The organism is Streptomyces sp. CC0208 (assembly GCF_003443735.1).
GTDB classification, from domain to species: Bacteria; Actinomycetota; Actinomycetes; order Streptomycetales; family Streptomycetaceae; genus Streptomyces; species Streptomyces sviceus.
Window position 1 is genome coordinate 679,009 of sequence record NZ_CP031969.1, and the last position, 14,376, is coordinate 693,384.

Consider the following 14,376-nt stretch of genomic DNA (forward strand, 5'->3'; position numbering starts at 1 on the left):
GGTCAGCGCCTGCCTCCGTAGCCGCCGCCGTAGCCGGGGCCACCGGGATAGCCGGGGCCGCCGGGATAGCCGTACCCGCCGCCGGGTCCGCCGTTCTGGCCGCCCCAGTTGCAGTAGTACGGGTTGGTGGCGCAGGTGTCGCCGGGGGGCGCGCTGCTCGACGGTGTCGGCGTGGCCGTCGGTGGGGCGGACGCCTTCGGGGTCGGCGGGGTCGTCCCGGAGGGCGCGGGGGCGGACTTCGGGGTCGGTGTGGGACTGCTGTCCGCGTCCCAGTTGACCGCTTCCATCTGGGGGTCGGGCTTCGAGGTGTCGAACACCCAGCGCTGGGCGGGGCCGTCGTCGCGGTTCTTCAGGACCAGCGCGCCGGATCCGTCGGTGGCGGCCGGGGTCAGGGCGAGGTCCTGGTCCCAGCGCGGTACGAGGGTGCCCTGGAGGGTGAAGTCGTAGCGGATGTTCTTGGCGTCGGGCGCGGTGGCATCCGTACAGGTCGCGAGCCGCACCGAGAAGCCGAGGTGGGAGTCCAGGCACAGGTCGGGGTCGGCGGCGCTGCGCAGGAGTCCGTCGGTCTCGTACGTCCACTGCTGGCCCTCGGCCGCGGAGCACTCGGCGAGTTCGGTCTCGGCGCCCTGGGCGATCTTCTTGCCGACGACGCCGACACACAGCCCGGACTCGACGTTGTGCAGGCGGCCGCGCAGGTCGCCCTGGCGCGCCTCGCCCGCCCCGGCCCGGGACGGGTCCGTGGTCGAGGAGGCCGTGTCCGAGCCCGGCGCCTCGGAGGGGGTTGCCTCGGCCGGGCCGCTGCCGTCCGAGTGGAACGAGGACCACATGACCAGGGGGAGGACCACGAGCCCGCTCACCGTCAGGACAGCCGCGGTGAGGTTGCGGCGGGAGGTGCGGCGGGCGGCCTGTTGTGCCGAGCGGCGGGCGGCGGAGCGGGTACGGGCGCGGGGGCCGGGGGCTGCGTCGGCGGGTCCGGAGGCGGCCGCGCCCTGGCCCGGGGCGGGGAAGGGCATCGGCGCACCGAAGGCCTCGGCCACGAACGGCCTTTCCGGCGCGTGCTGTCGGGCCTCGCGCGCGGCTCCCGCGTCGTCGACGCTCAGCCGTGCCTGCACGTAAGCGGCGGCACCCCAGCCGAGTACGGCCTCGGCGAGGGCGAGGCCGAGCTGCCCGTTGAACTGGTGCAGTTGGTCGGCGGTGTGCAGGCAGTGCCGGCACCGCTCCAGGTGCTCGCGCAGATCGGGGTCGAGCTCGACACCGCCGCGCCGGTAGGTCACGTCGAGCAGCCGCAGATAGTGCCGGCACTCCTGCTCGGGGGCGAGTTCGCGGTGGACCTGGAGGCACTCCTCGCGCAACCGCTCGCGGGCCCGGCCGAGTTCGACGCGGGCGTCCTCCTCGTCCAGGCCGAGGAGGGCCGCGGGGACGCCGATCGGCTCGGCCTCGACCTCGGTGTGCCACAGCAGGCAGCGCGCGGACTGCTGCAGGCGCTGGAAGGCACCGGACAGCAGACGCCGCTCGGCAGGGGGCAGCAGGCGGGCCGCGGCTCTGTCGCCGCCCGCCTCGGTTCTCAGCTCGGGGTGGAGCATCTCCCGCCGGCCGTCGGAGTCCCACTCGGCCGCGATCCGGCGGACGGTGACGAGCAGATGGGGCCGCCACGCTGCGGTCGGCCCGGCGTGCCGCAGGGATTCGCCGAAGAGGCGGGTGAACGCTGCCGTGGTGAGCATGCCCGCGGGCCGGGGACCGTCGGTGCACAGCCGCGCGTAGGCGAAGGCGGCTTCCCAGTGCCGGTCGAGAAGTTCACCGACGGGCTGCAGGGCCGGCGTCGTGCCGCTCCACTTCTTGAGCTCTGCGCTCAGCTGCTCGTCCGTGACGTCGTACGGGCGAACCGGAGACGGGGAATTCGACAGTCCTGCGTCATTCACGACGGCATTTCCTCCCGAGGGCATGCTGCGTTGCTTAAAGTCCATACCAATGGGTGCGTCCGCCTGGGACAGCTCTTTTGAAGCATGAAGGGCGTACGGAGGGGGTCATGAGCACACAGGGGAGATATCCATTGTCTGTGCGCTGACAAGGCACACCTTTGCACAGGTCAGGGACGCCCAACAAGTGATCCCACCGTTTTGCACGTCCCGCCCGCCCGCTATAGATAGACAATTCGTCAACACCGACGGCTCGACGATTGCCGCTCTCCTGATTGCGTAAAGGGAAACGGGATTCAGTCAACTCATCGAAGAGTTCCAGCCAACCATTGAACATCCACTACACAGCGCATCCGGCCCGCACCACTGGCTCATGCCTCAACCATTGAGCCGGCCGGCGCGGTAGGCCCCGGGCGGTGTCCCGTAGCGGTCACGGAAGACGCGGTTGAAATGGAAGGGGCTGGCGAAACCCGAGGCGGCGGCGACGCGTTCCACGGACAGGTCGGTTCTTTCCAGCAGCCGGGCCGCGTGATGCAGGCGTGCCTCCCGCAGTGCCCGCATGGGCGAGCGGCTCACCTGCTGGGTGAAGAGGTGGGCGAACCGGGACGGGGACAGCGACACCTCGACGGCGAGCGACCGGACCGTGTGCGGGGCGCCGGGGTCCGCCGCGATCAGCTCCTGGGCGCGCTGAACCCGGTGGTCGACGCCGGTTGGGATCCGGGTCCCGCGCGCGGCGCCGGCGGTGAGCAGGACGACCTCCTCGAGTGCGCCCAGGGCGAGTTCGCGGGCGGTGGTGCCATGGGCCACCGCGACGGCGACCCGGTCGTCGGGCGGGGCGGTGTCGGGCGGGGTGCCGGTTCCGGTCCAGCGGGCGTCGGCGAGCATCCGGCGAAAGGCCGCCTCGATGCGGACGTGCGGGCCGCCGTCCCCGGGGTCCGGGGTGACGACATACAGGCCGTCCCCCCTGCCGTGCGGCCCCAGCCAGGCGGTCCAGGACGGTCTGGCTCCGCAGTGCGCCCACCAGAACTCCCAGTGGTCGGCGCCCTGTTGGACGCCGTAGCGATGCGGGGTGCCGGGGGCGAGCACCACCAGGTCCCCGGCGCCGGCCCCGGTCTCGGCGCGTCCTTGGCGCAGGGCGCCCCGGCCGCCCACCGTCCAGGTGAACAGCCAGCTGTCGGCGCCGCGCGGCCGCTGGACGGCGTAGCCCGGGAGTTCGTCGTACCGGCCGACGACCACGAGGCCCGGTGGTGGGCCGGGGTCGCCGGACGCAGCGGTCCCGGGCAATCCGTCGGCGGTCACGGGCATCCTCCCCACACGGGCTGCGGCCTAGCGTGACGAGTGGAACACATCCGACCAGGGACGACCAGGGAGTGACCGCATGACCGTCACGGGCATCGAGACAGGGCTTCGGCAGTTCCAGGAGGACGGCTTCATGGTCGTCCGCGGGCTGTTCGCACGCGACGAGATCGACCGGCTGTGCGGGGAGTTCACGGCACTGCACGCGGGCGGGCCGGTGCCGGGGCACTTCGAGCCGGGTGCGCCGAGCGGGTCGACGGACCCGCTGCGCAGGTATCCGCGCGTGATGCAGCCGCACGAGATCAACGAGCTGGCGCTGCGGTTCCTGCTGGACGCCCGGCTGCGGCAGGTGCTGGAGACGCTGCTCGGGGAGGAGGTGCTGGCGGCACAGAGCATGTTCTACTTCAAGCCGCCGGGGGCGCGGGGACAGGCGCTGCACCAGGACAACTTCTATCTGCGGGTCGAGCCTGGCACGTGTGTCGCGGCCTGGGTGGCCTGCGACGAGATCGACCGGGACAACGGCGGCCTCGAGGTCGTCCCGGGCACGCACCGGATGGACCTGTTCTGCCCCGAACTCGCGGACTCGGAGGTGTCGTTCGCGCGGGAGTACGTGGCACCGCCGCCGGGGCTCACCGCGGTTCCCGTCGACATGGCGCCCGGAGACGTCCTGTTCTTCAACGGCAGCCTGGTGCACGGGTCGCAGCCGAACCGTACGGCCGGGCGGTTCCGGCGGTCGTTCATCGGGCACTACGTGGGAGCTTCCACCGAGCGGATCGGGCACTACTACCGGACGTTGTCGATGAGCGGTGCGCGGGTGCCGTTGCCGGAGAGCGAGGGGGCGGGTCCGTGCGGCACGGAGTTCGCACCGCACGGACCGCACTAGGGCTCTGTTTCGGAAGTGGTCTGTGACCTGAGGTTTCGGCATGCTTCGGGGTCGTGGGAGAGGCGGCGTGTGGTCGTCCGGCGCGGAATCTGCGACGGCAGGTCGACGGGATCCGGTGTGTGGGACCAGGTCCTGAACGCGTTGCGCGACTCGATCGGTACACCGGACACCAACCCGTCGACCTACTACACGATCAAGCGAAAACCCCGGCCGTGACCGGACTCAGCCGTGACCGACGATGGGGCGGGCCGTGTACGGGGCCTCCAGTTCCTCGATCTCCTTGTCGCTGAGCTCCAGTTCGACGGCCGCCACCGCGTCCTCGATGTGGTGCGGCTTGCCCGCGCCCACGATCGGAGCCGCCACCGTGTCCTGGGCCAGCAGCCACGCCAGGGCCACCTGGGCGCGCGGGACGCCCCGCTCGCCGGCGATGCGGGACACGGCCTCGACGATGGTGCGGTCACCCTCCTGGTAGAGGCGGCTGCCGAAGTCGTCGGTGGAGCTGCGGTCGGTGACCGTGCCCCAGTCCCGGGTCAGGCGGCCGCGGGCCAGCGGGCTCCACGGCAGGGCGCTCACACCCTGGTCGGCGCAGAGCGGCAGCATCTCGCGCTCCTCCTCGCGGTAGAGGAGGTTGTAGTGGTTCTGCATGGACACGAACCTGGTCCAGCCGTGCCGCTCGGCCGTGTACTGCATCTTGGAGAACTGCCAGGCGTACATCGAACTCGCGCCGAGATAGCGCACCTTGCCGGCCTTCACCAGGTCGTGCAGCGCCTCCATCGTCTCCTCGACCGGAGTGTGCGGGTCGAAGCGGTGGATCTGGTACAGGTCGACGTAGTCGGTGCCGAGGCGCCTGAGGCTGTGGTCGATCTCCGTCATGATCGCCTTGCGGGACAGCCCGGCGGCGTTCTGTCCGGAGCGCATCCGGCCGTGCACCTTGGTCGCGAGCACGATCTCGTCGCGGTTCGCGAAGTCCGCGAGGGCCTTGCCGACGATCTCCTCGCTGGTGCCGTCCGAGTAGACGTTGGCGGTGTCGAAGAAGTTGATCCCGGCGTCCAGTGCCTGCCGTATCAGGGGCCGCGACGCCTCCTCGTCGAGGGTCCACTCGTGCACGCCGCGGTCCGGCAGGCCGTAGGACATGCAGCCAAGACAGATCCGCGAGACGTCCAGGCCCGTCGAACCGAGCTTCACGTACTGCATCGTTGCTGCTCCTGCCTTCGAGAGGGGTCCGAAGGGGAGCGTACGACTTCGCGCTTCAGTATCTTCCCGGCTCGACCAGATCCAGCGCCCGTTCCCACCGGAACTCCTCGTCCTCGGTGCCCTGGTAGGGGTATCCGAACCGTACGCCCATCCCCCGCAGCCGGATCAGACTGTCCTGGTAGGCGGGGTGAGCGGCGAGGTCGTCGGAGACACAGGTCAGGACGCCGACCGGGATGCCCCGGCCGACCACCTCGCACAGCGTGCCCACGGCGAGGGTGTCGGCGATTCCGGCCGCCCACTTGTTGATCGTGTTGAAGGTGGCCGGGGCGACCACGACGGCGTCCGGGTCCGGGAAGGGCCTCGCGTCCCCCGGGCGGCGCCACGCGGAGCGGATCGGGTAGCCGGTCTGTGCCTCGACGGCGGCCACGTCGAAGAAGCCGTTCATGGCGGTGGGGGTGGCGATGACGCCGACGTGCCACTCCCGCTCCTGCGCGGCGGTGATCAGCTTGCCGACGTCCGCCGCGATGCCGGCGGCGCAGACGACGACGTACAAGAAGGGCGGTATCTCGTCCTGTTCGGTCACGCCGGAACCCTACTGAAGCGGGAAGGACAGCCCCCGCTCGTTCTCGGGTCGCGGTCCGTGGATCCGGCGCTCCTTCTCCTCGATGGGCACGTCGTTGATGCTCGCCTCGCGCCGGGTCATCAGCCCGTGCTCGTCGAACTCCCACAGCTCGTTGCCGTACGACCGCCACCACTGCCCTTCGGCGTCCTGGCACTCGTACTGGAACCGGACCGCGATGCGGTCGCCGTCGAACGCCCACAGGTCCTTGCGCAGCGCGTACTCCCGCTCGCGCGCCCACTTCGCGGTGAGGAACTCGACGATCTCGGCGCGGCCGGTGACGAAGGTGCCGCGGTTGCGCCACACGGAGTCCTCGCTGTAGGCGAGCGCCACCCGCTGTGGGTCGCGGGTGTTCCAGGCGTCCTCGGCGGCCTGCACCTTCTGGGCGGCGGTTTCCCGGGTGAAGGGGGGCAGGGGTGGGCGGTCGGTCATGTCGTCCTCCGTGGCCGAGTCGGCCGGAAAGGGAGGAGAACGTGCGTTCTCCAGGTGCCTGCTACCGTAGGAGAACGTACGTTCTCGCGTCAAGGAGGGGTCGTCCATGGACAGCGCCGTTGCCCGTGATCGGGTGCTGGACGCCGCCGAGGAGCTGTTCTACGGGCGAGGCATCCAGTCCGTCGGCATGGACGACATACGGGGCGCGTCCGGCGTCTCCCTCAAGCGGCTCTACCAGCTGTTCCCTGCGAAGGAGCAGCTGGTGGAGGCCTACCTGGCGCGGCGGGACGGACGGTGGCGGGGCCGGCTGGCCGCGTTCGTGGACCTCCGCTCGGCGCCCGAGGAGCGGATCCTCGCGGTCTTCGACTGGCTGGAGGAGTGGTTCGGCGAGGAGGGCTTCCGCGGGTGCGCCTGGATCAACTCGTACGGCGAACTGGGCGCGACCTCGGACCGGGTGGCGACCCAGGTCCGGGAGCACAAGAGGGCGTTCGGGGACTACCTCGCCTCCCTCGTGGCCGCGGCGGGGAGGCCCGCGGCGCTGGCCGGGCCGCTCTTCCTGCTCGCCGAGGGGGCCATGGTGACGGCGGGGATCACGCGGAGCACCCGCCCGGCCGCCGAGGCACGCGAGGCGGCCCGGCTGCTGCTGGACTCCCACTGAGGTCGGGCCGACGGCGAGTGCCATGACGTGGTCACGGGCCCGCGAGAAGGAGGCGGCCAGGAGCCCCTCCATACCCCCGGGTGCGGCAGCAGACCGCCGGCCAGGGTGAGCTCGGCGGCCACGAAGTGGAACCCCACCGAGAAGGTGCACATCGGGACACCGAGCAACACCGTGTCCGCGGCGAGCAGTTCGGTGATCAGGGGCACGGTGTGGCGCCAGGAGCTGCGGGGCGCACGGGCGGTGATCGAGGGGACCGTGGCCCTGCCGTGATCGCCGAGCCGGACAGGCCGCGGCGGGTCGAACTCGGGGGGTTCGACCCGCCTCACCCGGTCAGCTCGCCGTCTCCGACACGGTGATGGCGCCCACGGGACAGGCCCGGACGGCCTCCCGGACCATGGGGTCGCCGCCGCCGTCCTCCCTGCCGGGCAGAAGCGTGCTGAAGCCGTCGTCGTCCTGGGTGAAGACGCCCGGTGCGGCCAGGGCACATTGGCCCGCCCCGATGCAGACGTCCTTGTCGATGTCGATGCGCATCGTCGGAGCCTCTTACCAGGTCACGGGGAGTTCCAGCATCCCCTGGATCGTGTCGCCGGGTTTGAAGGGGATCTCCTCGGCGGGGGCGGCCAGGCGCAGGGTGGGCAACCGGTCGAAGAGGGTGTGCAGGGCGATCTCCAGTTCGGCGCGGGCGAGGTTCTGGCCGAGGCACTGGTGGATGCCGAAGCCGAACGCGATGTGGTGGCGGGCGGGCCGGTGCCAGTCGAGGGTGTCGGGGTCGGTGTAGACGTCCTCGTCCCGGTTGACGACCGAGGTCGAGAAGACGACTCCCTCGCCCGCGCGGATCGTCGTGCCGGCCACCTCGATGTCCTCCAGGGCCATCCGCAGCAGTCCGTCGGCGATCGACAGCATCCGCATGAGCTCCTCGACCGCGTTCGGGATCAGCGCGGGGTCGGTGCGCAACTCGGCCAGCCGGTCGGGGTGCTGCAGGAGGGTGAAGGTGCCGAGCGAGATCATGTTGGCGGTCGTCTCGTGGCCGGCGACCAGCAGGATGATCGCCAGGGCGATCAGCTCCTCGCGGTTCACCTCGCCGTCCCGCAGCTGCCGGTGGACGAGTTCGTCGAGCACGCCGTCGCCGGGCCCCGGCAGTTTCTGTTTCCGGTCGATCAACTCGTCGAAGTACTCCTCGAGTTGGTCTCGGGCGTCCATGACGTCGTCGGCCGTGGGACCGCGCAGCAGGCGCCGGGACTGTCCTTCGAAGAAGTCGTGGTCGGTGTAGGGGACGCCGAGCAGGGCGCAGATCACGGTCGAGGGGACGGGCAGCGCGAAGGCGCTCACCAGCTCGGCGGGCGGCCCCTGGGCGATCATCGCGTCGATGCGTTCGTCGACGATCTCCTGGATGCGGGGGCGCAGTTCGGCGGCCCGGCGGAGCGTGAAACTGGGCACCATCATGCGCCGCTGGACGCGGTGTTCGGGGTCGTCGACGCCGAGCAGGGCGGCCCTCCGGTTCCTGACCGCCGCAAAGCGTGCCGTGGGCGCGGGAAAGCCGTCACGGGTGCGGTCGGTGGACAGCCGGAGGTCCGCGAGCAGGGCGCGAGCGATGCCGTGTCCGGTGACCAGCCAGGCCGGACGCCCGTCGAAGAGGGTGATCCTGGACAGCGGGCGGTCGGCGCGCAGGGGGTCGTAGCCGGTAGGCGGGTGGTAGGGGCAGGTCCGGTCCTGGGGGAAGGCGACGGGTTCCGTTTCCGTCATGGAAGACCTCGCAGACGAAGGGTGCGTCGTGCAGATCTTCATTAGATGCCCGGGGCATCTATAGGGCGACGAGAAGTTCGGCCAGATCGGTGGCGGGGGCGATCTGGCCGAAGATCGTCGCCGTGGGGCAGCCAGCGGAGGGCAGTCTTCCCCGCGGGGTGGCCGTGGCCCCCCTTCCTGGCCGTCGAGGTTCGTCCGCCGCCCTCCGTATCCGGCCACCCCCCGCTCTCCCGGTCCACTCCCCCGTGGCCATGATCCGCCGTCCCCGAAGGTCCGTGGGTCGAACCCGGAGGCGGAGGGAACCCGGAGGGGATGATTCCCGTTCAGGACAGTGTTGAAGTCCCGTGCGGGGACCCCGTAGCAGACAGCGAGGAGACGGAAACCATGCCTCTTGAGGGCGAGTACGAGCCCAGCCCGACCCAGTGGGTGCGTGAGCAGGTGGAGTTGTACGAGAGCTCCGGCGGCACCAAGGGGAACACGCTCATGGACACGGGGATGCCGGTCATCGTGCTGACGACCCGCGGCGCGAAGAGCGGCAGCATCCGCAAGACGCCGTTGATGCGGGTCGAGCACGACGGGCGGTACGCGGTGGTCGCCTCGCTGGGCGGCGCCCCCAAGCACCCGGTCTGGTACCACAACGTCAAGGCCGACCCGCATGTCGAGCTCCAGGACGGCCCGGTCAAGCGGGACTTCGTCGCCCGCGAGATCACCGGCGCCGAGAAGGACGAGTGGTGGGAGCGTGCCGTCGCGGCCTACCCGCCGTACGCCGACTACCAGAAGAAGACCGACCGGGTGATACCGGTCTTCGTTCTGGAGCCCGTCGACGGGGACTGACCGCCCTCGGAAAGATTTTTCGGCCCAGGACGTATGAACCGGCTTCGGCCGGGCAGCCGAGCGTCAGGCCCCGCCGCGTTCCCCCGTCGCGGCGGGGCTTTCTCGTGCCTCCTCGGCCGGCCGGTCGGTCACGTCGAGGAAGATCTGGTCCGCCTCGGCCACGGTCCGGGAGACGGACCGCTTGATACGTACGGCGACCTCCTCGACCCGCTCGCTGTCCAGACCCGGCACCAGGTCGACCCGGGCGGCCACCAGGACCGAGTCCAGCCCCATCTTCATGGTGAACAGCGCCTCCACACTGTCGATCTCGGGCTGCGCGTCCAGCACTGCCCGGATCTTGGCACTGGACTCCGGGTCGGCGGCCTCGCCGATGAGCTGTCCCTTGGCCTCGCGGCCCAGCCGGTAGGCCACGTAGACGAGCAGCGCGCCGATGGCCATCGAGGCGGACGCCTCCCACACGACCTGCCCGGTGACCATGTGCAGCGCCATGCCGATCATGGCCAGGGTCACACCGAGCACCGCCGTGCCGTCCTCGGCGACGACCGTACGCAGGGCCGGGTCGCGCATGCCCTGGGCGGTCCCGCCCTGCTTGTGCACCTGGTGCAGCGCCCGCAGCAGCGAGACCCCCTCGGCGAGGAAGGCCACGCCCAGCACGATCAGGCCGGCCACATAGCCGCTGAGCGTCTCCTCGGCGCCGTTGCGGAGTGCCTCGACCCCCTGGAAGAAGGAGAAGCAGCCGCCCATGACGAAGATCCCGACGGCCGCGATCAGCGACCAGAAGAACCGCTCCTTGCCGTAGCCGAAGGGATGGCGCCGGTCGGCGGGTCGGCGGCTGCGGCGCAGCGCGGCCAGCAGGAAGACCTCGTTGAGGCTGTCCGCTACGGAGTGCGCCGCCTCCGACAGCAGCGCGGGCGAGCCCGCCAGGAGGCCGCCCACCGCCTTGGCGACCGCGATCACCAGGTTCGCAGCGAGGGCCACCAGTACGGTGACGCGTGTTTTCCGGTCCGCTGAGTTTTTCGTCGATGTCCCGCTCACCCCCGCCGACTGCCCGCCCCCGGGGCACTCACACCGTGCCGATTGCCGAAAACGGGGAACGCGTCCACCAGGACAGGCTCAGACAGGAGGAAGCATGGGCAGCGCCGACGACGGCAACAGCGCGCTCGGCCACAAGGCCTTCAAACGGTCCAAGAGCCATTTCGCGGACCGGGTCACCGTCGACGGCCGGGACGGCTGGCCGGTGGAGCCCGGCCGCTACCGCCTGGTGGTCAGCCGCGCGTGCCCCTGGGCGAGCCGGGCCGTGATCTCGCGGCGGCTGCTCGGGCTGGAGGACGCGCTCTCGATGGCGATCGCCGACCCGATCCAGGACGACCGCAGCTGGCGTTTCACCCTGGACCCGGACGGCCGCGACCCGGTGCTCGGCATCCGCTACCTCAGCGAGGCCTACGACAGGCGGGAGAGCGACTATCCCGGCGGGGTGAGCGTGCCCGCCCTCGTGGACGTTCCCAGCGGGAAGCTCGTCACCAACGACTACCAGCAGCTCACCCTGGATCTGGCCACCGAGTGGACGGCCCTGCACCGGGAGGGGGCGCCCGACCTGTATCCCCGGGCACTGCGCGACGAGATCGACTCGGTGATGGCGGACATCTACGAGGACGTCAACAACGGTGTGTACCGGGCGGGTTTCGCCTCCGGCCAGGAGGCGTACGAGGAGGCGTGCGCGGGCGTGTTCCGTCGGCTCGAGCTGCTGACACCACGGCTGGCACGGCAGCGGTATCTCGTCGGGGACACCATCACCGAGGCGGACATCCGCCTGTTCACCACATTGGTGCGTTTCGACGCCGTCTACCACGGTCACTTCAAGTGCAACCGCTGGAAGCTGACGGAGAACGAGGTGTTGTGGGCGTACGCGCGCGATCTCTACCAGACACCGGGCTTCGGTGACACCGTCGACTTCGACCACATCAAGCGGCACTACTACCAGGTGCACACCGGTATCAACCCGACCGGCATCGTGCCCCTCGGGCCGGACCTGGCGGGCTGGCTGACGCCGCATCACCGTGAGGAGCTCGGCGGCCGTCCGTTCGGCGACGGAACCGCGCCGGGCCCGGTGCCGACGGCCGAGGCGGTCCCGGCGCACCACCGACCCACCACTGAGCAAGGAGACTGACGTGGCAAAGAAGAAGAAGCTGCCCCTCGCCTACAAGCCCCTCGGCTTCGTACTGGGCTGGACGAGCGGAACGCTGGCGGGACTGGCCTTCCAGAAGACCTGGAAGGCCATCCGGCACGAGGACAACGCCCCCGACGCCCTGGACCGTGACCGCGGCTGGGGAGAGATCCTGCTGGCTGCGGCGGTCCAGGGCGCCATCTTCGCCGTGGTGCGCAGCGCGGTGGACCGAGCGGGCGCCACAGCCATCGAACGCTCCACCGGAGTCTGGCCGGCCGACGACAAGGGCGGCCGCGACTGACTCAGCCCTGCTTGGGCGCGGTCGGGGTGACCGTGCGCACGGTGAAGGAGTGTCCGGCGGGGTCGGCGTACCCCCGTTCCTCGAACGGCCCCGCCACGTCCTTCGTGTCCAGCGGGCGCCCGCCGAGCTCCACCACCTTGCGTTCGACCGCGTCCAGGTCCTCCACCACGAAGTCGATGTGGGCCTGGAGGGAGTTCTCCGGGCGGGGCCAGCTCGGCGGTGTGGCGTTCACATCGCGGCGGAACGCCAGCCGGAAGCCGTCCGCTCCCCTGATCTCCACGCGGTTCGCGGTCGCGTCGGTCTCCTCGGCCGCCAGCAGCTCCTTGTAGAACACGGCGAGCTTCTCGGGCTCGGCACAATCGAGCACGACGACCCCCGCTTTCACCAGTGCCATGTCTCCTCCGAAGGGTATGGCCACGGGGTGTTGGTGCCCCGCGGCCCTACCTTGCGGATATCCCGGCACGGCCGATTCAGTCGGCGACCCGCCACTGTCCGTCCCGCATCAGCTCACGCCCGGTGAGCTCGTTCTCCTCGCGCCAGGCCTGCACCCGCCGCGGGCGGACGCGGAAGTACAGGTAGGGCGTGGTGAGCTGTCGGGGGTCGAAGCCGGTCCGCTCGGCGAACCGGTCCCCCTCCTCCACTGTCAGTTCCGCCTGGGTGACGGTGTCGACGATCCCGTCGATCATCACGACGTCCCGGGTGGGCCCGAGGCCGAGCCGTACTCTGCCGGTCGACTTCAGGTTCCGGCCCGTGGGGCTGGTGGCCGGGGTGGCGAGGAGGAGGGCGGAGCCGTCCCAGAGGAACGAGAGCGGGACGAGATACGGCACCCCCGAGCCGTCGTCCGGGGCGGTGGCGACCCAGACGTCCTGGTCGTGCTCCAGTCGGTGCAGGGTGTCCTGCTTGCGCTGCTTCGCGGGGCGTGGCGGCTGCTCGGCCATCGGCGTGCGTCCTCCTGCTGGGTCACCAACTGACGGCATCAGTCTGGCCCTTCGGACCGGGTTCCACCTCCCACTTTCGACCTGAGGCGTGCCGACGCGGCACGGCGGGCGACCTGAACGGCGGCTGCCGGCCCTCGGCGCCCGTCCAGCGGCGTACGACACGGGCGGGCGCCCCCGTCACCACGGCATGGCCGGGCACGGCACACCGCACTCTGCGCGCGGGGCGTGTGGAAGCTGTGATCCTCACCCCGGCCGAGCGTGCGCGAATCACCCGCCACGGATGAGGCGAAGGCGCCGGAGCCGTGCTGCGATGGTGGGATGACCTGGCGAAGCTTGGTGGATCCCTTCGACGTGACCGGACGGCTGACGCGCTACGCACTGGGCACCGCCGGCCCGGTCGTCGACCGTCTCGTCCGCGCGGGCGCGGCCGCCGTCGTGGACCGGCTCGACCTCGACGGCCTGGCCGCCCGTCTCGACGTCGACCGGATCGCCGACCGGATCGACGTGATGCGCGTCGTGCGGCGCGTCGACATCGACCTGATCGCGGACCGGGTCGACGTGGACCGCATCGCCGACCGCGTGGACGTGAGCCGGGTGACGGCCCGGGTGGATGCGGACGAGATCGCGGCCCGGCTGGACGTGGACCGGATCGCGGCGCGCATCGACGTCGACCGGATCGCCGCCCGGCTTGACCTCGACGCCGTGATCGCCAGGATCGACCTGGTCTCGCTCACCCGGGCGGTGCTGGAGGAGATCGACCTGGGCCGGATCGTCCGGGACACCAGCGGCGGGATGGCCGAGGAGACGGTCGACGCGCTCCGGCTGCGAAGCATGCGGGCCGACCGGATGGTGAACCGCGTCACCGACCGGCTCCTGCACAGACCCGGCGTGGCCCCGGCACACTCCGACGGGCACGGGCAGCCACCGTGACGCAGGGGGACCGGGACTTCGGGGCCGGCACCGCGGGAGTGGTGTCGCGATGCCTCGCGGCGCTGGTCGACGTGATCGTGGTGGCCGCCATCGGGCTCGCCGTGCAGTTCGCGTACGGCGGTCTCCGGCTGCTCGTCGCCGGGCCCCCGTTCCGTATGCCGGACCCGTCCGCCTGGCTGACGGGTGTGCTCGGCTGGGCTGTCGCCGTGCTCTATCTGAGCGTGAGCTGGGCGACGACCGGCGGCACCCTCGGCGACTGGCTGCTGGGCCTGCGGGTCACCGGCCGCGCCGGGCGGCTGCTGGGCGCCCCCCGAGCGCTGCTGCGGGCCGTGCTGTGCGTCGCCTTCCCCGTGGGCCTGCTCTGGATTCCCTTCAGCCGGCGCCACGCCTCGGTCCAGGACGTGGTCATGGCCAGTGCTGTGCGGTACCACCGGTTCTGACGAGAGGCCCGCACGGTGGTCACCCTCG

The 14,376-nt window shown here is 71.0% G+C and carries 18 protein-coding genes and 1 pseudogene; 8 read left to right on the forward strand and 11 right to left on the reverse strand.

The window, feature by feature from the left end; translation table 11 throughout:
- Positions 1-2: 2 nt before the first annotated feature.
- Together D1369_RS03120 and D1369_RS03125 are read right to left on the reverse strand one after the other, a co-directional pair.
- Positions 3-1,919 carry an RICIN domain-containing protein gene (locus D1369_RS03120; protein WP_037902321.1) on the reverse strand — a complete coding sequence of 639 codons (1,917 nt, stop codon included), beginning with the start codon at positions 1,917-1,919 and terminating at the stop codon, positions 3-5.
- Between the two features lie 375 nt (positions 1,920-2,294).
- Positions 2,295-3,215, reverse strand: coding sequence for a helix-turn-helix domain-containing protein (locus D1369_RS03125; RefSeq protein WP_118083111.1), 921 nt, complete (start codon positions 3,213-3,215; stop codon positions 2,295-2,297).
- 79 nt (positions 3,216-3,294) lie between these two features.
- Here D1369_RS03125 and D1369_RS03130 point away from each other — a divergent pair, with 79 nt between their 5' ends.
- Complete coding sequence (locus D1369_RS03130; RefSeq protein WP_007386595.1) at positions 3,295-4,095, forward strand: phytanoyl-CoA dioxygenase family protein; 801 nt, start codon at positions 3,295-3,297, stop codon at positions 4,093-4,095.
- 222 nt (positions 4,096-4,317) lie between these two features.
- Here the strand turns inward: D1369_RS03130 and D1369_RS03135 are convergent, their stop codons facing one another.
- Genes D1369_RS03135 through D1369_RS03145 form a run of 3 tightly spaced genes read right to left on the reverse strand, consistent with a single transcriptional unit; the run spans position 4,318 to position 6,340 of the window.
- Positions 4,318-5,289: an aldo/keto reductase gene (locus D1369_RS03135; RefSeq protein WP_007386593.1), complete on the reverse strand. Its 972-nt coding sequence runs from the start codon at positions 5,287-5,289 to the stop codon at positions 4,318-4,320.
- Between the two features lie 55 nt (positions 5,290-5,344).
- On the reverse strand, positions 5,345-5,872 hold the full coding sequence (locus D1369_RS03140) for a flavoprotein (RefSeq protein ID WP_007386592.1): 528 nt from the start codon (positions 5,870-5,872) through the stop codon (positions 5,345-5,347).
- Positions 5,873-5,881: 9 nt separating this feature from the next.
- Positions 5,882-6,340 (reverse strand): nuclear transport factor 2 family protein, encoded by a 459-nt coding sequence (locus tag D1369_RS03145; protein WP_007386591.1) that lies wholly within the window; start codon positions 6,338-6,340, stop codon positions 5,882-5,884.
- 106 nt (positions 6,341-6,446) lie between these two features.
- On the opposite strand from D1369_RS03145, the gene D1369_RS03150 reads away from it, so the two are divergent.
- Together D1369_RS03150 and D1369_RS42795 are read left to right on the forward strand one after the other, a co-directional pair.
- Positions 6,447-6,998, forward strand: a complete 552-nt coding sequence (locus tag D1369_RS03150) for a TetR/AcrR family transcriptional regulator (RefSeq protein WP_007386590.1) — start codon at positions 6,447-6,449, stop codon at positions 6,996-6,998.
- A 105-nt stretch (positions 6,999-7,103) separates the two neighbouring features.
- Positions 7,104-7,268, forward strand: a complete 165-nt coding sequence (locus D1369_RS42795) for a hypothetical protein (protein ID WP_158680182.1) — start codon at positions 7,104-7,106, stop codon at positions 7,266-7,268.
- Between the two features lie 60 nt (positions 7,269-7,328).
- Here the strand turns inward: D1369_RS42795 and D1369_RS03160 are convergent, their stop codons facing one another.
- Positions 7,329-7,529: a ferredoxin gene (locus D1369_RS03160; protein ID WP_007386589.1), complete on the reverse strand. Its 201-nt coding sequence runs from the start codon at positions 7,527-7,529 to the stop codon at positions 7,329-7,331.
- Between the two features lie 12 nt (positions 7,530-7,541).
- Positions 7,542-8,741: a cytochrome P450 gene (locus D1369_RS03165; protein WP_037902320.1), complete on the reverse strand. Its 1,200-nt coding sequence runs from the start codon at positions 8,739-8,741 to the stop codon at positions 7,542-7,544.
- Between the two features lie 384 nt (positions 8,742-9,125).
- Between D1369_RS03165 and D1369_RS03170 the strand changes: the two genes are divergently transcribed.
- Positions 9,126-9,575 carry a nitroreductase family deazaflavin-dependent oxidoreductase gene (locus D1369_RS03170; RefSeq protein ID WP_007386587.1) on the forward strand — a complete coding sequence of 150 codons (450 nt, stop codon included), beginning with the start codon at positions 9,126-9,128 and terminating at the stop codon, positions 9,573-9,575.
- 63 nt (positions 9,576-9,638) lie between these two features.
- On the opposite strand, the gene D1369_RS03175 is transcribed toward D1369_RS03170, so the two are convergent.
- On the reverse strand, positions 9,639-10,610 hold the full coding sequence (locus D1369_RS03175) for a cation diffusion facilitator family transporter (protein WP_007386586.1): 972 nt from the start codon (positions 10,608-10,610) through the stop codon (positions 9,639-9,641).
- Between the two features lie 94 nt (positions 10,611-10,704).
- Here D1369_RS03175 and D1369_RS03180 point away from each other — a divergent pair, with 94 nt between their 5' ends.
- Both D1369_RS03180 and D1369_RS03185 read left to right on the forward strand, forming a co-directional pair.
- Positions 10,705-11,742, forward strand: a complete 1,038-nt coding sequence (locus tag D1369_RS03180) for a glutathione S-transferase C-terminal domain-containing protein (RefSeq protein ID WP_007386585.1) — start codon at positions 10,705-10,707, stop codon at positions 11,740-11,742.
- A gap of 1 nt (position 11,743) precedes the next feature.
- Positions 11,744-12,040 (forward strand): DUF4235 domain-containing protein, encoded by a 297-nt coding sequence (locus D1369_RS03185; protein WP_007386584.1) that lies wholly within the window; start codon positions 11,744-11,746, stop codon positions 12,038-12,040.
- A 1-nt stretch (position 12,041) separates the two neighbouring features.
- Here D1369_RS03185 and D1369_RS03190 read toward each other — a convergent pair whose 3' ends face one another.
- From D1369_RS03190 to D1369_RS43690, 3 genes and pseudogenes are all read right to left on the reverse strand, one after another.
- Entirely contained in the window at positions 12,042-12,434 is a 393-nt protein-coding gene (locus tag D1369_RS03190; RefSeq protein ID WP_007386583.1) for a VOC family protein, read from the reverse strand.
- Positions 12,435-12,510: 76 nt separating this feature from the next.
- Positions 12,511-12,978, reverse strand: coding sequence for a pyridoxamine 5'-phosphate oxidase family protein (locus D1369_RS03195; protein ID WP_007386582.1), 468 nt, complete (start codon positions 12,976-12,978; stop codon positions 12,511-12,513).
- Positions 12,979-13,081: 103 nt separating this feature from the next.
- Positions 13,082-13,189, reverse strand: a pseudogene (locus tag D1369_RS43690) (acyltransferase); the annotation flags it as partial.
- Positions 13,190-13,296: 107 nt separating this feature from the next.
- On the opposite strand from D1369_RS43690, the gene D1369_RS03200 reads away from it, so the two are divergent.
- Together D1369_RS03200 and D1369_RS03205 are read left to right on the forward strand one after the other, a co-directional pair.
- Entirely contained in the window at positions 13,297-13,908 is a 612-nt protein-coding gene (locus D1369_RS03200) for a hypothetical protein (protein ID WP_037902317.1), read from the forward strand.
- Positions 13,905-14,348: an RDD family protein gene (locus D1369_RS03205; RefSeq protein ID WP_007386580.1), complete on the forward strand. Its 444-nt coding sequence runs from the start codon at positions 13,905-13,907 to the stop codon at positions 14,346-14,348. The genes D1369_RS03200 and D1369_RS03205 overlap by 4 nt, the downstream gene beginning before the upstream one ends.
- Positions 14,349-14,376: the final 28 nt, after the last annotated feature.

Coding starts and splice junctions, on each gene's coding strand:
- D1369_RS03130 (WP_007386595.1), top strand. CDS start 3,295: ATGACCGTCACGGGCATCGAGACAGGGCTTCGGCAGTTCCAGGAGGAC.
- D1369_RS03135 (WP_007386593.1), bottom strand. CDS start 5,289: ATGCAGTACGTGAAGCTCGGTTCGACGGGCCTGGACGTCTCGCGGATC.
- D1369_RS03145 (WP_007386591.1), bottom strand. CDS start 6,340: ATGACCGACCGCCCACCCCTGCCCCCCTTCACCCGGGAAACCGCCGCC.
- D1369_RS03150 (WP_007386590.1), top strand. CDS start 6,447: ATGGACAGCGCCGTTGCCCGTGATCGGGTGCTGGACGCCGCCGAGGAG.
- D1369_RS03160 (WP_007386589.1), bottom strand. CDS start 7,529: ATGCGCATCGACATCGACAAGGACGTCTGCATCGGGGCGGGCCAATGT.
- D1369_RS03165 (WP_037902320.1), bottom strand. CDS start 8,741: ATGACGGAAACGGAACCCGTCGCCTTCCCCCAGGACCGGACCTGCCCC.
- D1369_RS03170 (WP_007386587.1), top strand. CDS start 9,126: ATGCCTCTTGAGGGCGAGTACGAGCCCAGCCCGACCCAGTGGGTGCGT.
- D1369_RS03180 (WP_007386585.1), top strand. CDS start 10,705: ATGGGCAGCGCCGACGACGGCAACAGCGCGCTCGGCCACAAGGCCTTC.
- D1369_RS03190 (WP_007386583.1), bottom strand. CDS start 12,434: ATGGCACTGGTGAAAGCGGGGGTCGTCGTGCTCGATTGTGCCGAGCCC.
- D1369_RS03195 (WP_007386582.1), bottom strand. CDS start 12,978: ATGGCCGAGCAGCCGCCACGCCCCGCGAAGCAGCGCAAGCAGGACACC.
- D1369_RS03200 (WP_037902317.1), top strand. CDS start 13,297: ATGACCTGGCGAAGCTTGGTGGATCCCTTCGACGTGACCGGACGGCTG.